Annotated in this window: 11 protein-coding genes; 3 read left to right on the top strand and 8 right to left on the bottom strand. The window is 61.2% G+C overall.

What is annotated here, in order from left to right; genetic code table 11:
- Positions 1–203: 203 nt before the first annotated feature.
- The 6 genes from PY254_RS15755 to PY254_RS15730 form a co-directional block, all read right to left on the bottom strand.
- Positions 204–506 carry a DUF3144 domain-containing protein gene (locus tag PY254_RS15755; RefSeq protein WP_281012993.1) on the bottom strand — a complete coding sequence of 101 codons (303 nt, stop codon included), beginning with the start codon at positions 504–506 and terminating at the stop codon, positions 204–206.
- 73 nt (positions 507–579) lie between these two features.
- Positions 580–882: a hypothetical protein gene (locus PY254_RS15750; RefSeq protein WP_281012992.1), complete on the bottom strand. Its 303-nt coding sequence runs from the start codon at positions 880–882 to the stop codon at positions 580–582.
- A gap of 820 nt (positions 883–1,702) precedes the next feature.
- Positions 1,703–1,918: a hypothetical protein gene (locus PY254_RS15745; RefSeq protein WP_281011977.1), complete on the bottom strand. Its 216-nt coding sequence runs from the start codon at positions 1,916–1,918 to the stop codon at positions 1,703–1,705.
- Between the two features lie 718 nt (positions 1,919–2,636).
- Positions 2,637–4,319: an alpha-amylase family glycosyl hydrolase gene (locus PY254_RS15740; RefSeq protein WP_281012991.1), complete on the bottom strand. Its 1,683-nt coding sequence runs from the start codon at positions 4,317–4,319 to the stop codon at positions 2,637–2,639.
- 121 nt (positions 4,320–4,440) lie between these two features.
- Positions 4,441–5,940 carry an MFS transporter gene (locus tag PY254_RS15735; protein WP_281012990.1) on the bottom strand — a complete coding sequence of 500 codons (1,500 nt, stop codon included), beginning with the start codon at positions 5,938–5,940 and terminating at the stop codon, positions 4,441–4,443.
- On the bottom strand, positions 5,937–8,141 hold the full coding sequence (locus tag PY254_RS15730; RefSeq protein WP_281012989.1) for an alpha-L-rhamnosidase-related protein: 2,205 nt from the start codon (positions 8,139–8,141) through the stop codon (positions 5,937–5,939). Before PY254_RS15730 ends, PY254_RS15735 begins: the two co-directional genes overlap by 4 nt.
- Positions 8,142–8,418: 277 nt before the next feature.
- Here PY254_RS15730 and PY254_RS15725 point away from each other — a divergent pair, with 277 nt between their 5' ends.
- The 3 genes from PY254_RS15725 (at position 8,419) to PY254_RS15715 (ending at position 14,953) form a co-directional block, all read left to right on the top strand.
- Positions 8,419–9,432 (top strand): LacI family DNA-binding transcriptional regulator, encoded by a 1,014-nt coding sequence (locus PY254_RS15725; RefSeq protein ID WP_281012988.1) that lies wholly within the window; start codon positions 8,419–8,421, stop codon positions 9,430–9,432.
- Positions 9,433–9,574: 142 nt separating this feature from the next.
- Positions 9,575–12,103: a glycoside hydrolase family 3 protein gene (locus PY254_RS15720; RefSeq protein WP_281012987.1), complete on the top strand. Its 2,529-nt coding sequence runs from the start codon at positions 9,575–9,577 to the stop codon at positions 12,101–12,103.
- Positions 12,104–12,286: 183 nt separating this feature from the next.
- Positions 12,287–14,953, top strand: a complete 2,667-nt coding sequence (locus PY254_RS15715; protein WP_281012986.1) for a TonB-dependent receptor — start codon at positions 12,287–12,289, stop codon at positions 14,951–14,953.
- 224 nt (positions 14,954–15,177) lie between these two features.
- Here the strand turns inward: PY254_RS15715 and PY254_RS15710 are convergent, their stop codons facing one another.
- Together PY254_RS15710 and PY254_RS15705 are read right to left on the bottom strand one after the other, a co-directional pair.
- Positions 15,178–17,571 (bottom strand): TIM-barrel domain-containing protein, encoded by a 2,394-nt coding sequence (locus tag PY254_RS15710; RefSeq protein ID WP_281012985.1) that lies wholly within the window; start codon positions 17,569–17,571, stop codon positions 15,178–15,180.
- A 25-nt stretch (positions 17,572–17,596) separates the two neighbouring features.
- Positions 17,597–19,159, bottom strand: coding sequence for an alpha-amylase family glycosyl hydrolase (locus PY254_RS15705; RefSeq protein WP_345781816.1), 1,563 nt, complete (start codon positions 19,157–19,159; stop codon positions 17,597–17,599).
- Positions 19,160–19,162 lie beyond the last annotated feature (3 nt).

Genomic DNA, 19,162 nt, shown 5'->3' with positions numbered 1-19,162 from the left:
CGCTGTCTGGAACGCGTGTCAGCGGTGTCAGATAGAACCAAATATTGCGCCATGCGGATGCGCCGAAATCGGCATCGCCAAGTGACGGCATTCACTCGTCGCGGTTATGGCCGTCTATCTGCGTGCGAAAAGAGCTTTTTCTACAGCCTCAACGCTTGAGTTAAGCGGCGTGCGGCTTTTCGCACGTCCGCTTGGACGAATTGTTAGGCCTCACCGCCGCTCGGTGTTGCCATGTAGTCGTCGTAATTTTCGATGTAGTCAGTGAGGTTCTCGCGGAGCATATCTTCGTACTCTTTCAAGTAGTAGCTGACAATGTTTTCTTTTTCTTCCGTCATGCGCTGAAGTGAACCGGAATTGATAGCTCCAACGTAAGCATTGAATCTGGCGGCGCCATAGAGAAACGACGCACTAACTTTACCCTTGCCAGTAGACAAGCAATGTTCGTTAGCTAGCGCAATGTATCCATCTGCACGGTTGTAGAAATTGTCGTCAACTTGGTTGGTCATAGATTTCGTTTGTGAGGCCTAACGCTGGAATTAAGCGGCGGCGGAGCCGTCCGCTTGGATGACTGGTTAGACCTCACCTGCCATGTCGATGCCGCATGTACAGAACCGCGACGGCGCATAGCGAGAACGCCACCAAGAAAAGATTGCCCAGTGTGCGGTGACCCGAAGACAACGAAGCCAGACACATACCAAAGAGAAGAGCCCAGAGCACCGTGACCGTTCTATTGACGCGAGTAGGCTCCATGCGCCCGGTGAGCATGCCCGCACCATAGAGCCGTGAGCTTCCGATTGCGGGGACTAACCAAACCCCCACGAGACCAATAAAACCGTAGACCGCCATAGCAAGGCCGGCAGCGATCAAAATATTGTCGATCATCGAGACACTTCCTGTGAGGTCTAACGCTGGAGTTAAGCGGCGCGCGGCTTTTCGCGCGTCCGCTTGGACGAGTGGTTAGGCCCGCCCCTGACCGTTACGATGGTTGAATCGTTGCCAAAACATGACGACCGCACATATGGCAAATAGCCCAAACAAGCTGTAGCTCATCACGCGGTAACCCAAGTTACCACACGTAAAATATGCTCCGAAGAGTAGATAAAAAAGCCCCTGTGTCGACGCTCGGAAATTTTCCTGCGGAAGCCTTCCCCAAAGCCGCGGATGAAGCTGAACTTGCCTCTTGAGCGATGGAAAAAACCAAATGGCTGCTAGTAGCGCGGCGCCGTACAACACAAAATATATGCCTGCGGCGTCCAGTATTAGATCAAGCGATGTGGAGTGCATTTCATTGGCCTAACGCTGGAATTAAGTGGCGGCGAAGCCGTCCACTTGGATGACTGGTTAGACGGCAGCCAAGTTACGCCGTCGGTGAGCGACACGATAGCGCTGCTTTGAAAGCCCGGCAATGCCGCGAAGGTTGTGGCCTGCGTGCGAAGAACGAAACCGCTGACGACAAACGCCACGTGCGACGAACCGCGCGTACGGCGAAGAACGAAGATGCGAAATAGGACAACGCGCGCAAGACGCAACGAACGACCAAGCGCACGAAAGACGACAACGCAGGCCAGCGTGAAACAACATGACCCGCGCAGCCAATGCAAAGCCAGAAAGCGGCGCACGCGACGCAACACAAAAAGGATGCTGTTCTGACCGCCTAACGCTGGAATTAAGCGGCGGCGCAGCCGTCCGCTTGGATGAGATGTTAGACCTTACCGCCGCGCCAGACATCCGACCACATACCACGAGTGTTCTTGCCGGAAGTGGCTCCGCACTGACGCGCAGCCTCTTTAGCCTCGACCTCCATGAACACATGGAAGGAGCCTGTGCCAGTACGAAAGACCAAGTACGAATTACCGTCCTCACCCTCGAACGTTTTCATTTCAAGGCCAAAACCTTCACGCTTTTTCTTTACGACCATGGAGAGGTGTTCCTTGTAAGGTCTAACGCTGGAATTAAGCGGCGGCGGAGCCGTCCGCTTGGATGACTGGTTAGGTGCCACAGCGCGTTACGCTACGCCGTTGAACCCGAGATCGTAAAACGTTTTGGTCTTTGGATTGTATTTGAGTTCGAAGTAACAAGTACCACCGTCTAGAACTTGCACGAACCGCTCGGCTGCATATGCGTCGGGAGCGCTGCAGAAGGCGTTGATGAAGATGAATTTACCGTCTGCGCTGCCACGACCTTGGTACTGAAACGAGTAGCTTGACCAAGGGCGAAGCTCCCGATGCTGGTCACTCGCGTGGGCGACTACATACGGCTGCATAGATGCTCGCAGCTGCGCTGTAGCAGCTTGCTCGGGTGTCCATGTGCCGCCGGCTATGGGAAACCAAGAGCCGACGAGCAATGCTGTAGCAATAGCGAGCGTACTTCCCATGGCACCTAACGCTTAGTAGACCCCAAATATGGGGTGTTGCCCGGAGTATGCGTTGCCACGCTTTGCCGGACAAGCAGGAAATTCCTGCAGAAGATCATGCGTTTGCGCTGCGGGTTGGGCGGAGACACGCATGCGCGCCGCCCGTGTTATCCGGCAGTTTTGGGGGTGTAACAGTTATGCGTGCGGAAGTGAGGGTGTAACGGGGGCGGAAATGGCGTAATTGCTGGCCGGAGGCTCGAAGCGTTGTACCGGTCGGATGGGATCATTGCGCCGGATGTCCGCGCTCGACGGAAAGCCGTGTCAGTTCGGCGGTGAGGTCGGGGCGCTGGACGGACGCGTCCAGCAGGTAGACCTGCACGTCGTGCGGCGCCACGATGGCTCGCAGTGTGCCGCTTGCGCTGACGTCGACTGCGTTACCGTCCAACGCGGGCACCCAATGTCCAGGCTGCAGATAGTTGCTGATGTTGAACGATGCCGGCGCGTCGCCCTTGTTGAGCAACACCAGCGCAATCTGGTGCACCTTGCCTTTCTGATAGACGCGGTAGAAGGCTGCCTGGTCGCCGGCGAAGTGCAGCGGCAGCATCAGTCCGCGCTGTAGTGCGGGAGTCGTTTCGCGCAACTGCGCTATACGTTTCAGGTGTTGATAGATCGGGCTGCTTGCCGCGTTGTCGATGCGCTGCTGGCCGTAGTAGTTGCGGTTGCCTTGATGTTCGGCCTTGCCGCGCTCGAAGCCGGTTTCGGAGCCGTAATAGATCGCGGGAATACCGCGCGCGGTGAACAGCCAGTTGTTGGCGTCGATGAAGCCGTTGTCGCTGGCATTCAAGCGGGCCATGTCGTGATTGTCGTAGAAGGTGACCAGTTCGTACGGGTTCTGATACGGGCCATTGGTGAGGTAAAGGCGGTCGAGCAGCGTGGCGTAGTCGCTGCCCCGGTGTTCGAATACGTCGGCGATGCGCCCGCGCAGCGGAAAGTCGAGCAGGCTGATGCTGCCGTTCTGTGGCCAGGTGTACTTGCCGATGTTGTCGGGGCTGTAGTCGAAGGCTTCGCCGAACATGAAGAAGCCGGGATGCTTCGCGCGGATGCGCGCGGCGAATTGCTTCCAGAACGTGGTGGACATGTGGCTGATGGTGTCGATGCGGAACGCATCAGCGCCCTGGTCGGCCCATTGGTTGTACGCGCCGACGAAGTAGTCCAGCACGGCCGGGTTCTGGTCGTCGTTGTTGGACAACTGCACCAGGTCGTCGTACGCGTGATAGAAGCGATGCAGCGGATTGCGTACCGGATCGAGTTGGTATGGCGGCAGGTTCTGCTGATCAGCGATCAGCTTGCCGTCCTTGTCATAGATCTGGCCGAACATCGGCTGCGGCTTGGGCATGCTGAAGGCGGGCGAGCCGTGGTTGGCGACGATGTCGAGTACGGTCTTCAAACCTTGCGCGCGCATGGCGGTGGTGAACTGGGCGAAGTCGAGACCTTTGCTGGGCAGGTGCTCGTCGACTTTGTAGAAGTTGACGCCCCAATAGCCGTGGAAGCCGGTCTTGCCGCGGTCGGTGAATTTGGAGCCCCAACTGACCGGATCGCCGCCGGTGAATGCTTCATTCGGGTTGTCGACGATCGGGGTGATCCACACCGCGCCGAAACCCATGCCTCGTATATAGCCGGCGTTTTCCAGCACGCCCTTGAAGTCGCCGCCGAGGTAGCCGATGTTTGCGCTCTCGCCTTTCGGTGCGCCGGTTACAGGTATGTCGAAGGTGGGGTGCACGCCGCCCTGGTTGCGTTGGTCGTTCGACGGGTCGCCATTGACGAAGCGGTCGGTCATCAGGAAGTAGATCGCGCTGGACGCGAACGGCGCGTCGGTGCCGACGAATTCCGGTGTCGTGGTTGCAGCTTGAGCCAAGCCGCAGGTGAGCATCATGGCGATGACTGGCAAGAGTTTCATTCGGATCATGTTGGGTGTCCTGCAGCAACAATGGAATGGCGCGGAAGGCCGTTGTGCGCACGTAATAGCGCACCCTGTGCGCGATGCCTTCCCATTACATGAAGAAGAGCATCGCGCACAGGGTGCGCTATTACGGCAGCGCGGTGACGTTGGTGCTCGGCTCACGCACGCGCAGGGTGAACAGGCCGGCGACGATCAGGCTGGCGCCGCCCAGTCCCAGTGCCCAGATCGGCTGGTTGTGGAAGAACAGCTTGAGCAGTACGCCGAGCACACTGGCAGCGAGCAACTGCGGAATCACGATGAAGAAATTGAAGATGCCCATGTAGATGCCCATCTTCGCGCTGGGCAGGTTGTCCGACAGCATTGCGTAAGGCAGCGACAGGATCGACGCCCAGGCGAAACCCACGCCGACCATCGAGGCGATCAACCAGTGCGGATCACGGATCACCAGGAACGAAAGCAGGCCCAAGCCGCCCAGGAAGAGGTTGATCAGATGGCTGATGCGCAGGCCCAGCGCACGAACCATCAGCGGAATCAGGATCGCCGCCAGCACGCCCACGCCGTTGTAGGTGCCCATCAACACGCCAGCCCAGTTCGCCCCTTCGTTGTAGGCGACCGAGGTGGTGTCGCTGCTGCCGTAGAACGAGGCGGATACGGCAGAGGTGGTGTTGATCCACATCGCGAACATCGCAAACCACGAGAAGAACTGCACCCAGTTGAGTCGACGCATGGGCAGCGGCATGCCATACAAATCGCCCATGATTTGCCGTAGCGCACCGCTGCTGGCGGTGAAGCCCAGCCACACGAACAGCAGGCCAAACACGGCCAGCCCGCCGGCCAGCAGGTACAACTCCTTTTCGAGCGCGAAGTGGTTGATGCACGCCAGCAGGATGACGCCGCTGGTCAATAGCAGGGCGCCGATCTTCCACGCGCCCGATGGCGGTGCGGCGGCTTCCTCGACGCGGTTGTCTGAGAAAGCTGCCAGTTCCTCCGGCGGATATTCGCGCGTGGTCAGAATGGTCCACAGCATGGCCGCCAACAGCACGAAGCCGCCCGCGTAGAACGCGTACTTCACCGTCAGCGGCACTTCGCCCGCCGGTGCCGTATTGGCCACACCGAACTGGGTCAGCACGTAAGGCAGGAACGAGGCGACCACCGCGCCCACGCCGATGAACACGCTTTGCATCGAATATCCCAACGGCCGCTGCGATGGCGGCAACTGGTCACCAACGAAGGCGCGGAACGGCTCCATCGATACGTTGAACGAGGCATCCATGATCCACAGCAAGCCTGCGGCGGTCCACAGTGTCGGCGAGTTGGGCATCGCCAGCAGTGCCAGCGTGGCGAGCACCGCACCCGCGAAAAAATACGGACGCCGACGTCCGAAGCGATTCCAGGTGCGGTCGGAAAAATGGCCGATGATCGGCTGCACGATCAGCCCGGTCAGTGGCGCGGCAATCCACAGTGCGGGAATGTCGCTGACATCGGCGCCGAGGGTCTGGAAGATCCGGCTGACGTTGGCGTTCTGCAGGGCGAAGCCGAACTGGATGCCGAGGAAGCCGAAGCACATGTTCCAGATCTGCCAGAACGACAGTTCGGGTTTGGCGCGGGAAGGCGTGCTGTGGGTCATGGTGAGTGGTGGCCTGGAGCGAGTGGGGCGATCCGCAGATCGTGTACGTCGGCCTGGTTCAATGGGCCGTCGCTACCGCCATGGCCGCCGGTGTAGTGGGCGAAATGGTCGAGATAGCTCATGTTGAATCCGTCGTCGATGCTGAAGTGGCAGGCCGCACCCGCGCTTGCCGTGAAGCGCCCCCAACTGGATGACTGCAGGCGTACGCTGTGCGGCATCACCAGCGGCAGGCGCTGTTCGGCGTGGCCATCACACTGGATGATCAGCATCTTGACTGCCGCAGTAATGCCGGTGTTGATCGGGCCGTGGTCGTTGGTGTAATCCAGCGCCACGCGATAATCGCCGTTGGCCGAGGCCGTCCATGACCGTGGCCAGCCGCCGCCCAGCTTGATCACATCGCCGACGCAGGTGGTCGGGCTGTGCAGCGATTCGAGTCCGTGCGCATCGACCCGTGTGGTGCTGAAGCAGGCCAGCCCGGGTTCTTGCACCAGTGTTGCGCTGCCGTCGATATCGCTGTGTACCACGCCGTTGAGGTAGAGCCGCTGCTTGCCATCGACGCGAATCTGCCAGTGCTTGTCGGCGGTTTGCACAACGGGTGTGGCGGGGGCGAACGGCGCGTACAACGGTGCATCGGTGCGCAGTGGCGCGTCGGTGACCTGCACCGACTTCAGCATGACGGTGGTGGTACGGCCTTGGGTGCTGGTGTGATCGGCGACCAGCAAGTTGCCATCCAGTGCGGCAGGCAATTGCAGGGTGATCTTGCGATCGCGCAGATCCAGCGTGATCGTCTGGCGCGTGCCGAACAGCATCGCTACCAGCGAGGTGGGCAGCTTCGGTTCGACGCGACCATCGGGCTGCAAGCCGAACACGCCTTCGCTGACCATCGCCAGGTAGGCGGCCACCGACCACAACTGGCGTGGCGAATTCACCACCGGACCGCTGAGCTTCCCGTCATCAAGATGCTGGCCTTGCGTGAGCAGTTCGTAGTTCTCCATGTTGGAGCCATACAGCGCAGCGCCACGCATGATCGAGGTGATCTCGTGGGCGATACGCGCGGGTTGTTCGACGGTACGCGCGGCGCGCAACGCATACATGCTGACGAACGGCCAGATCGCGCGGTTGTGGTAGATCGGCTGGTCCGCACGTTCGGGCCAGATCACTGGGCTGCCGGCCGGCCAGGTTGGATAATTCGCCAGTGTCTGCCGGGCACGTTCGCCGTCAGCCACACCGCTGTCGATGGCCAGCGCGATGCCGAGCAGGTCGTAGCTTTCGTAGGGCGTGCCGTCGCCGCCGAGGTAGCTCATGTACATGCCGCGCTCGGCGCGCCAGAAGTACGCGTTGATCGCCCCCTTCAATGCGTCGGCCTGGGCGGTGTAAGCGGCGGCGGCGACGGATTCGTGATGTGCGTTGGCCTGCTTGGCTGCCAGTTGCAACGCCTGATAGTGCAGCACGTTCGTGGACAGCGCGAACGATTGCGCGAGGAAGCCCACATCATCCGCAGTCCATGCCGGATAGCTTTGCTCGCGCCAGTCGAGGAACGAGGTCTCGCCGCGATACAGGCCGAAGCGGGCATCGAATGTGTACTGCCGATCCTGCGCGAGGGTGGCGCCGAGGGCGCGGTATACGTCGTTCGCAAACGCCTTGTCATCGAGCAGATGGCGCGCACCGAGGAACCACACCACGCGATCGGTGCTGATCGGCCAGCTGCCACCGGAGCCCGTGTCCTGCATGGGATAGAGGCCCTGCGGCGCGCTGGCAACGCGTACGCCGGACAGCTTGAACTGCAGTCCGTTGCGTGAGCGCAGCGGATCGAAGCGCCACAAGCCAAGGTCGATCGCGTAAGACAGATCGCGCGTCCACACATATGGCCATTTCAAGCCGGTGACGAAACACTGGCAGGGAATCGGCTGGCCGTGGTCGAACGCACCGTCGCGAATCGCGTTCACCGAATCCAGCGTCAGGTCGTCTTGCGCCATCGCGAACAAGCCGTCGAACAGCGGGCTGGCGGTGTCGCTGCGCTGCGCCTGCGGCGCGATCCCGCGCTGACCATAAGGCCATGCCAGCGTGTAGCGCTGCTGCGTATCGCGCTCGATGCTGACATGCACGCCGTGCCAGTCCAGCCCGTCATGGGTCAAACCTTCTGAGCCCACGCTCGCCGCTGCGCTGGCGGCGATCGCCGCGCTGACCAGCAGGCTCAGCACGGGCAGGCGCTATGCTGGAAAACGGAACTCATGGTGATCATCGGCGGAAGCGCTCCGGTGGCTGCCTGCTTGCGGCATGGTACGACGGCGATATCATCAGCACGGCCGGCTGGCGGTACCCACTGCATGGTAGGCAGCGTCGCACTGCAGCAACCAGTGGTTGCATACGTATTCATGCGCTCAGTCGCCCTCGGGTCACTTCGATCCGGGCTTCTTGTAATGCGGCGGCTGATGAAGTCATAGTCGATCGTTACCAATGACCATTACGGGAAATTCCATGCGGGTACGTCTTGAAGATGTGGCGCGCGCAGCGAAAGTGTCGCCCAAGACGGCGTCCCGCGTGCTCAACGACGAGGCCAACGTAAGTGAAGACACGCGCAAGCGCGTGCTGGCCGCGATGGAGGCGCTGGACTATCGGCCGTTGTCGTCGGCACGCAGCCTGGCTGGCAATCGTTCGTTCGTGGTGGCGATGCTGTACGACAACAACGACAACCCCACCTCAACCTACCTGGCCGAGATCCAGGATGGCGTACTTGAGGCTTGCGATGCGCACCGCTACAGCATGATGATGCGTCCGCTGCGGATGCGTGACGATGACTTCATTCGACGGCTGGATGCGCTGATTTCCGATCACCACCCCGATGGCGTGGTACTCGCGCCACCGCTTACCGACTACGCGCCGTTGCTGAAGCGCCTGCGCGAATGCAACGTGGCCTACGCTTGCGTGTCACCAGAAAGTGGCGGGTGTATTGGCGTGCGGATGGACGAGCAGGCGGCGGCACGCGCGATTGTCGATCACCTGCTGGGCTTGGGACATACGCGTATTGCGCATGTGCTGGGTATGGACGGTCATGGCGCCAGTCGCTGGCGCCTGGCCGGCTACCGCGAGGCGATGGCGGCGGCGGGGTTGGCCGTCAACAAGGCGCTGGTGGTGCAGGGTGCTTTTACGTTCGGCTCGGGCGTTGCGGCCGCGCGGAAATTGTTTGCGTTGAAGAATCGGCCTACGGCAGTTTTCGCGGCCAATGACGATATGGCCGCCGGCGTGATGTGGGCAGCCAACGAGCATGGCTTGAAGGTGCCTGGTGACGTGTCCGTATGCGGTTTTGACGATATCCCGCTGGCCAGCCAGTTGCTGCCCGCGTTGACTACCGTGCGCCAGCCCAGCCGTGAGATGGGGCGAGTGGCGGGACTGCAGTTGCTGGAGTCGCTGCGTGGTCGAAGTGCAGGCTTGATGGTGCAGATTCCCTTCGCCCTGCAGTTGCGCGGCTCCACCGGCAGCATCCCGAGCTAGCTCCTCAAACTTTCCAGACGTGCGTCCTGCGGCACCAGCGGGTTCGTTGCGCGGTCTATTGACAGCGCTGTCATTACTGGCAAATACTTGCGCCGAAGCCAGCCCGCGATAGCGCGGCCATGGCGATCATCAAGGGGATGTCATGCGGTCAGTTGCCCACCGTGGTCACCACTCGTTCCGCTGGGCGGGCCTGCTGTCGCTGGCGGCATGTCTGCCGTGGTGCGCGTTCGCCACGTCGCCGGTGGTACATCCCGATCGCTGGCCGGTGGTGCCGCGCGCGTTGCCTGCCAACCCCGCGCTGGAAGCAAGCATCACCGAGCTGCTGGCTCACATGTCGGTCGAGGACAAGGTCGGCCAACTGATTCAGGCGGACATTTCCACTATCACCCCGGATGATTTGAAGACGTACCGGCTCGGTTCGGTGCTGGCGGGTGGCAATAGCGGGCCGGGCGGCAACGATTTCGCCAGTGCAGCGCAATGGAAGGCAATGGTTGCCCGCTTCCATGCCGCGGCCTTGCAGCCGGAATCCGGTCACAGCGCGATTCCGTTGTTGTTTGGCATCGACGCAGTGCATGGCAACAACAACCTGATCGGCGCCACGCTGTTCCCGCAGAACTCGGCACTGGGCGCGACCCGTGACGTGGAGTTGATTCGACAAATCGGGCACGCCACGGCGGAAGAAGTGCGTGCCATCGGCATCGATTGGACCTTCGCGCCCACGCTTGCCGTACCCCAGGACGATCGTTGGGGGCGCACCTACGAAGGCTATGCGCAAGATCCCGCACTGGTGGCCAGCTATGCCACGGCGATGGTTGACGGTCTGCAGGGAACGGCGGGCAGCAAGGCCTTTCTGGGCAACCAGCACGTGGTGGCCACGGCCAAGCACTTCCTCGGAGACGGCGGCACTTTCGAAGGCCGTGATCAGGGCGATGCGCGTGTCAGCGAGGAGGTACTGCGTGACGTGCATGCGGCCGGCTATGTCACCGCCATCGCGGCCGGGGTGCAGACCGTGATGGCCTCATTCTCCAGTTGGAACGGCGTGAAAATGCATGGTGATCATGCGTTGCTCACCGACGTTTTGAAGCAGCGCATGGGCTTCGATGGTTTTGTGGTTGGCGACTGGAATGCCCACGGTCAGCTCGATGGCTGCAGTAATGAAAGTTGCGCGGCCGCAATCAATGCAGGTGTCGACATGCTGATGGCACCCGACAGCTGGCGTGGCCTGTATGCAAACACACTGGCCCAGGTGAAAGCGGGACAGATCTCGCCGGCGCGACTGGACGATGCGGTAACCCGCGTTTTGCGCGTGAAGCTGCGTGCAGGCTTGTTCGATCCGCGTCACGACAACACCGGGGGTCTGAGCCTGGCAACGCTTGGCTCTCCCGAGCATCGTGCGCTGGCGCGCCGCGCCGTACGCGAATCACTGGTGTTGTTGAAGAATCGGGGCGGTGTGCTTCCGATTGATCCACGCGCCAACATTCTTGTCGCAGGCGGTGGTGCCGACAACGTATCCCAGCAAAGCGGTGGCTGGACGATTACCTGGCAGGGTACCGGTCTCAACGCGGCCCAATTGCCTGGCGCGCAATCGATATGGTCAGGCATCGAACAGAAGGTCGTGGCGGCGGGCGGTACTGCCACGCTGTCAGCGGACGGAAGTTATGTCCACAAACCCGATCTGGCCATCGTGGTGTTTGGTGAACAGCCGTATGCCGAATTCCAGGGCGATCTGAAAAGCTTCGCGTACCGCAATGGAGACGACGCAAACCTTGATTTGCTGCTTCGCTTGAAGCACGCCGGAATACCCGTGGTTGCGGTGTTTCTCGCCGGGCGTCCGCTTTGGGTCAATCGCGAGATCAACGCCGCTGATGCGTTCGTGATGGCGTGGCTGCCAGGTTCCGAGGGCGGCGGCGTCGCCGACGTGCTGATGCGCAAGCCCGATGGAAGCGTTGCGACCGACTTCCGTGGCAAGCTGTCCTATGCGTGGCCGCGCACCGCCATACAGGTTGCGCAGGCGCCGGGTGAGAAGCCGCAATTTGCCTACGGCTATGGGCTCACTTATGCCGACCACGATGAAACTGCAGACCTGTCCGAGGCATCCGGTTTGGTCGGCGAGCAAGCGGTGGCTGGAATCTTCATGACACGCGGAAAACCGACCGCGAACATGCAACTGACGATCGCTGATGCGGGCGGAGCTGCGCGGGTGGTTGATGGCCTGCCGGCGCGCAGTGTCGCGGGCAACCTGCAGATTGTCGGCGTGGACTATCACGCCCAGGAAGATGCCCGGCGCATCCAGTGGAACGGTGCCGGTGGCAGCGTGGTGCTGCGATCGACCCAGCCGGTGAATCTGGAGCGTGAGACCAACGGCGACATGATGTTGGTAATGAGTGTCCGTGCGGATGTTGTGCCGGCGGCCGGCGATGTGTCGCTAGGCGTGGATTGCGCGGTGAAATGCACGGCGCGTATCCCGTTCCGTGCGGTGCTGGCGCAGCTGCCTCGCGGTCAATGGCGCACGGTCGGCATCGCGCTGAAGTGCATGCGCAAGGCAGGCGCCACGATGTCCGCGCTGCAAGCACCGTTCGTTCTGGAAAGTCATGTGCCGCTGCAGGTTTCGTTGTCGCAGGTGCGGCTGGATACACACGCGGATACGGTGTTGCCGTGTCCGCGCGGTTGAGTAGTGCTCAGCGGGCTCGACACGCGAAGTGCAACGCACGCATGGGCGTGTGGTGAAGTGAGTCCTGTCAGTTTGGGGTTGTACCGGTGAACGTCGTGGCTCCGCATGCGCTGATCCTCGAACCACGACGCGCTTAAAAGCAGATATTTCAATGATCGCAGTACGGGGAGGATGAACATGAACATGTCCAGCCACAAAGCCTGGCTTGCCAAGGGTGCCGTGTATGGCCTGTTGGCATTGCTCAGTGTCACGGCAGTTGCCCAGGACGCGTCGCAAGACGGCGTCGTGCAGACCACGAAAGTACAGAAAGCCAAACCCAGCGCCACCGACCTGAAACCGGTGACGGTGACGGTGGAATTGCGTTCGCAGAGCCTGCAGAAATATGCCGGCACGGCACAAGCGTTGAACTCGGACGACTTGCGCGGAATGTCCATCAACAGTGTGAAGAGTCTGCAGACCGCCGTGCCGGGACTCAGCGTTGCCAACCAGGAAGGCAACGTGGAAATCTTCATTCGCGGTGTGGGTTCGGCCAACAGCACCGAGCTCGGCGATCCGGCCGTGGCGCCACATCTCAATGGTGACTACATTCCACGCCCGCGTGGACTGGGCCTGATGTTCTACGACCTGGACCGGGTCGAAGTGAACAAGGGTCCGCAAGGCACCTTGCGTGGACGCAATGCGCTGGGCGGCACGCTGAACATCGTTACCAAGCAGCCGGAACTGGGTGTGCTTGGCGGTTATGTTCAAGGCGAAATGGGCAATGCGAATTCGCACGGTGCCGAAGGTGCGTTCAATATCCCGTTGGGCGAGAAGTCGGCGCTGCGTATTTCCGGCTATGCCTTGCGCAAGGGAACCAACGAGTTCAACAACGCCGGCACCGACCAGCGGCTGAAGCCTGCCGGCTTGCAAAAGGAAGGTGACGTGCGCGTGTCCTTGCTCAGCAAGCCGACGGATCGGCTGTCGATTTTCCTGATGGCGGACTACGGCCACGAGGGTGGCACGGGCTATCCCGGCGCGAACATCTATTCGGCCACCCAGGCGGGTTACTTCCCCGGCGAATTCGATATGCGCAAGGTGGTTTACCGCGGCCCGCAAGGCACGCTGGACAATCACATCTGGGGCGTCCAGACCAAGATCGACTATCGCTTCGATCCGTTCAACGTCGAGTACAGCGGCAGCTATCGCAGTGTCCGTTTTGCACAGACCAACGCCGCATCGGATGGCGTCATGTGGCCCGGTCGCAATGTCAGTGCGCAGGGTGAGGACTATGACGTCTGGTCGGACAACTACTGGCAGACGCGCTCGAAGGCGACCACCCATCAGTTGCTGCTGACCTCGCCGGAAGACTCGGCGCTGGTGTGGACGCTTGGTGGCTTCTACTTCAAGGAGAACCAGCAAGTCGGTTACCTCGCATTGGTCGACAAAGGCTATTGCTGCTACTCGGGAACCGAGTTCACCATGCCGAAAGTGCCCGGTCGCTCGCATGCCTTCTTTGGCGACATGACCTTTCCGGTTACCGATCGGCTGCGTCTGAAAATAGGTGCTCGGCATACCGAGGAAACCAAACAGCGCATCGGTATCGGCGGCAACTGGGCGCTGACCCTGGGTGGTGACGGTTACAGCTGCTGCTTTGCCACGCGTCTGGGTACGGATGGCTTTGCGCCCTCGTTACTCGACCGTCCGAGCTTCGACGTGGCTGACCTGACCACCAATGCGCAAAAGGCAAAGTTCCTGATTGACGGCGTGCTCAAGCCCGGCGCGCGTGACACGCTGCTGCAGCAACTGGCCGGTGTAGTCGACGGCAGCCATCCGAACGGTCAGTGCGTGGATCGCCCGGACACCAACAACGGTGGTGCGGTGACCTGTCCGCCGAACGGCGAGAATTCGTTCCTGAATCTCACCATTCCCGGTCCACAACGCGGCAGTTCGAAATTCAACTACAACGACTTCCGCACCGGTTTCGAGTTCGATGTCACCGACAAGAACCTGTTGTATGGCACGGTCAGTACCGGTCACAAGTCTGGTGGCTTCAATGACAGCTTCGATCCGACCGTGATCCCGAGCACGTACAAGCCCGAAAAGATGGTGGCGTGGGAACTGGGCTCCAAGAACCAGTTCGAGTTGGGTGGTCACCCGGGTCTGTTCAATGCATCCGGCTTCTACTACAACTACACCGATCAGGTGTTCCAGGACCTGACCACCATTGCGGTGGACCAGTTTGGTCAGGCGACCGGTTTCTCGCTGGTGAACCGCAACGTGGCGAAGTCCAAGCTGTACGGCGCAGAGCTGCAGAGCACACTGCGTTTCGATCATGGTTTCATGCTGGATCTCAACGCGTTGATGTTGCACAGCGAGATTGTCAGCGGCACCGTGGCCGACACGCGCAGCCAGAACTTTGCCGGCAATGCGGGTGGTATCACCTCGCTGATCGATCTGAAAGGCAATCAGTTGCCGCTGGCCTCCAAGTTCTGGGGCGCTGCGCGTCTGCAGCAGTACATCGACCTGGGGCAGGGCACGTTCGACTGGCAAACGCTGGTCAGCTACCGCTCGGCTTACTACCTGAGTCAGTACAACCTCGATCCGGTGGTCTTCGTGAAGGACAACCTGGGTACGGTTGATCGGGTCGAAGGTGCCGCAGCGGCGGGGTTCCCCGACCAGCAGAAGGGCTTCTTCACGGTGAACCTCGGCCTTGGCTTCACGCCGAACAACAGCATCTGGCGTTTCGAAGGCTACGTATCCAACCTGTTCAACAAGCAGGCCTCCCAGAAAGCATTGATCGGCTCGGGCATCAACGTCCGCTTCCTCAATGACGCTCGCGCTTTTGGTATCCGCGCACGCGCCGAGTTCTGACTCGGCAAGCGGTCGGCGCGCACTCGGTGCGCGTTGACCTTTTCCTCCCCAACGACCGTCTGCGTAACTTGCAGGCGGTTTTTTTTGGTCACCGCAGTGTGGCGGAAAGACCTGCTTGTCAACGGACGACCTGTCGTTGCATGGCCGTCCTGCATTTGCAGGGCATCGCGGCAATAGGTTGAAGAGCCGGCAGGCGGCGCCAACCGCTCAGGGCTGCCATACACTCAATGCGTCGGTGCCAGCCGCACGGTTTGCGCGGCGCCTGCGACAACGCGCACCCAGGTCACCGGGCCAAAACGATCCTTTCCGCGCGCCCAACCTTCACCTTGCGCGTTCTGCAAGGCGTCAAGGTCAGTGAAAAGCGCCGGCTGCTTGCCGTTGATGGTGACGGTGCCGACGATGTCGTCGTCGCCATGAATTTTCAGCAGATAGAACTTCAGGGCTGGCTGATAGCTGCCGCTGACGGCACCGGTCTGAAACTGCACCTCATGGCCGTCGCGTTGTACCGACAGGGTCTGGCTGAAGTACGCACCCTGTTCGTAGTCGTAGCTGATTCCATCGTCATCGTAGTAGTTGAAGCTGCTGTGCTGCGCCGCTGGAAACACGTCGACTTCAAGCTGGGTAAGCGGCTGCTCGCCGACGTAATTCATCGCCGGCTGGCTAGGGATAATCGCGCCAGCGCGTACAAACAAGGGAATATCGCTCCAACGCTTCGCATCGGTAGCGAGGTGAATGATCTGGCCGCCGTCGTAGGTCTTGCCGCTGAACCAATCGATCCAGCGGCCGGCGGGAAGATAGATGTTCTTCGCCGTCTGCCCTTGCTCGACCACCGGCGAAACCAGCAGCCAGTCGCCGAACAGCCAGCTGTCAATGTCGTTGCGCACCTGCGGGTCGTGCGGCCAGCCGAACAGCAACGGTCGTACCAGGCCCACGCCGGTCATCCGGCGGCTATGTTCGTAGCTGTAGATGTACGGTATCAGCGCATAGCGCAGGCGTATCGCAGCGGTGGCAGCTTTTTCCGCAACCGGTCCATACACCCAGGGCTGACGCTTCTGGCCGAAGTCGCCGTGTACGCGAAAGATCGGCGTGAATGCGCCGAACTGAATCCAGCGCGCGTAGTTTTCCGGCGTCGGCATGCCGCCGCGAAAGCCCCCGCCATCCATGCCCCACTGCATCGCGCCAACGTTGATCGCGCTGAGCATGCGTGCGCGCTGGGCGGCCATGTTTTCGAACCCGGTATTGATATCGCCCGACCACAAGCCGTAGGCGTAACGTTGCGCGCCCAGCCAGAAGTTGCGGTTGATCGACCACACCCGCTGGTTCGATACGGCGCGCTGACTGTCGTAAAGCGCGCGCTGCATGTTCATGAATTCGGTGGTGCTGCCAACGGTATCCGCTTCGTCGTTCCACCAGCCGGCAATGCCGTCAGCAAAGCCGTACTTCATCGCCAGGTCGCCGAACCACTGGCGCGCCGCGGGGATATCGAAGTCGATGTCCTTGACCGGCTTGTGCGAGAAATAGTCGTCGCTGACTTTCTCGCCAGGCACCCAGAACTTGTGTGCGCTGGCGTAGCGGCCTTCGACGGTATCCACGTGGATGCGCGGCTTCATGATGCCGGTGAGGTGCATACCGCGCGCCTCCATCTGTTTCTTCAGTGCGCCGCTGGGGCCATCGGGAAACTTGATCGGGTTCCAGCGGAACTCGCCGTAGTTGTCCTCGCCCCAGGCTTTCCAGTCGAAGTCCAGCGTGATGTTGTCGATCGGGATGTGTTTGGCGCGGTAGGTATCGACGATCTGGGTCAGCTCCTGCTGGTCGATGCCCCACTGGCTATTGGTGAAACCCATTGCCCATTTGGGGAACAGCGGGGTGTGACCACTGAGGCTGGCCAGCGAGTCGAAGATCTGTTCGGGCGTACCCAGCAGGATATAGACGTCCGTGTCCTTGCGCAGGCTGCTGGCGCCGATCGTTCCCTTTGTCAGCGTGAAGGTGGCGCCATCGACGTCTAGAAGAAGGCCATAGCCCGCGGTACTCCATGCAAATGGCGCGCCGGCGTGGCCCTGCTCGCCGGACTTGGCCTCAAGCTTGCCGTTGCGCAGCAGCCCCGCCGAGGCATCATCAGTCGCGTTGTAGCCGCCGATGCCGTACACGGCATCGCCGACCGCGTGCCGCGCATGCAACTGGCCCTGCTGCAGGCGATCGGTGTCGATGCCAAGCAGGCTGTGCTGCTTGCTATCCGCGATCTCCAGTCGATGCTGCTGTCGATTCCAGTGGATGGATGCCGTAGCGGAAGTCAACTCCGTGCCGTTCGCATCCTCGGTCTTCTGCACCTCGGCAAACGTCGTCGGTAGCCGCGCCGGGTCCAGCACCATCGCGCGTGCTGTGGTCTGATCGCCAGGCATGAAATGGATGCCCACGATCCCTGCGGTCACGAAGTGGACATCCAGACGAGCACTGCCGAGATCGACTACCAGCGAGTGAGCAGTCGAAGCGATGGCCCCCGATGCCGCTGGCACGGAAGCCCGCACGGTGAAGCTGCCGGTAGCGGCCACGGCGAGCACCAGCCACGGCCAGGCACTGAGGCGGCGAAAGGACGAGCGAGTTCGGCGGTTGGCAGTCATTGGAGGTTTCTCGTGCATCATCGCGTCAATTCAGGATGGCGCTGGAATACGGTGGCAGCGAAAGCTGTTCGTGCTGAATGGTGGTGTCTGATCGGCTGTGTCGCAGCACATGGTGGAATGGACTGTTTCCCAGCGGGATGTCTTGCGCTTGGCTGGACAAGTTGTGCAACACCAGCACAGGACCGCCGGCATCATCGAGTTGCCATGCGGCGATATGCGGATTCGCCAGCGGCCACGTGCGAAGGGCGCCGTCACGCAGTGCGCCGATATCGCGGCGCCAGCCGATCAGCGTGCGGTAGTAATTCAGCAGTGACTCGTCGTCCGCTTGTTCGGCATCCACTGATACCCCAGGGCTGTCGCCGGCGCTGAACGTTTTCCAGCGCGTCTGGCCTGGGTCATGCGGGTCTCCATGCCAGCGCATCGGCTCGCGCAGGTTCGGGTCGGGCTTGCTGCCGCGCATGCCCAGTTCCTCGCCGTAGTAAATGAAGGGGTGGCCGGGGAGGGTGAGCAGCATCGCGGCGGCCATGCGCATGTGCGGCGCGTTGCCGCCGAGTTGGCTCATCACCCGCTGCTGATCGTGGTTGGACAGGAACGGTGCATCAACCGCAGATTTGTCAGTGACTTTGCGGTAAGCGGCGTCGGTGCGCGCAAGCATGCTGGCAAGATCGCCGGCACGCTCAGCGCGTGCGCTGTCGACCAAACGTGCAGCCAGCGGGAAGTCGAACACGGCGCTGAGCGGCTTGAAATACGGCGCCAGTTCGGCAGCGGAATCGCGGGTCACTTCGCCGACGATGTAGGCCGCGGGATTGACCGCGTTCATGCCACGGCGGAATTCGGACCACCAGTCGAGATTCTTCTGCAGGGTCAGTGGATTGTTGGCGTCGGCCTTGAAGTCGTAATAGATGTGCTGGGCGGCATCCAGGCGGAAACCGTCAACGCCCTTGCGCAACCAGTACTGGCCAAGCTTGACCATCTGCTGACGCACCGCCGGCGTGTCGTAGTCGAGATCCGGCATGTTCGACGAGAAGTCACCCAGGTAATGGGCTGCGCCGAGTGCATGCCATGCCTGCGAGCCGGCAGCATCCTCGGCGCGCAGGTCGGTGTGCGGACCGGCCCAGTGGTACCAGCGATGATAAGGACTGGCCGGATCACGGGCCGCCTTGAACCACGGGTGCTGGTCGCTGGTGTGGTTGATCACCAGGTCGATGATCACCTTGATGCCGCGCTTGTGCGCTTCGCTCAGCAGGCGCGCGAAGTCGGCCATGCTGCCGTACTGCGGGTTGATCGCGTCATAGTCGGTGATGTCGTAGCCGTGGTAACTGGGCGACGGATTGATCGGCATCAGCCAGATGCCGCTGACACCAAGCGACTGCAGGTAATCGAGTTTCGCCGTGACGCCGTTGAGATCACCGACGCCGTCGCCATCGCTGTCGTACCAACTGCGCACGAAGATTTCGTACCAGACGTCGGAGGATGTGCTCGTTGTGGTGGCACTAAGCGCAGTCGGTGGCGTGGCCTGCAGCTGGCCAGCCATGACCAGCAAGATGCCGAAGGCGAGTGCGATGAAACCTGGGCGTCGAGTCGGCACGAG

It is taken from the genome of Rhodanobacter sp. AS-Z3 (assembly GCF_029224025.1).
Classification (GTDB): domain Bacteria; phylum Pseudomonadota; class Gammaproteobacteria; order Xanthomonadales; family Rhodanobacteraceae; genus Rhodanobacter.
Note: the sequence above shows the minus strand (reverse complement) of the source record. Positions and strands in the feature narration are given on the sequence as shown.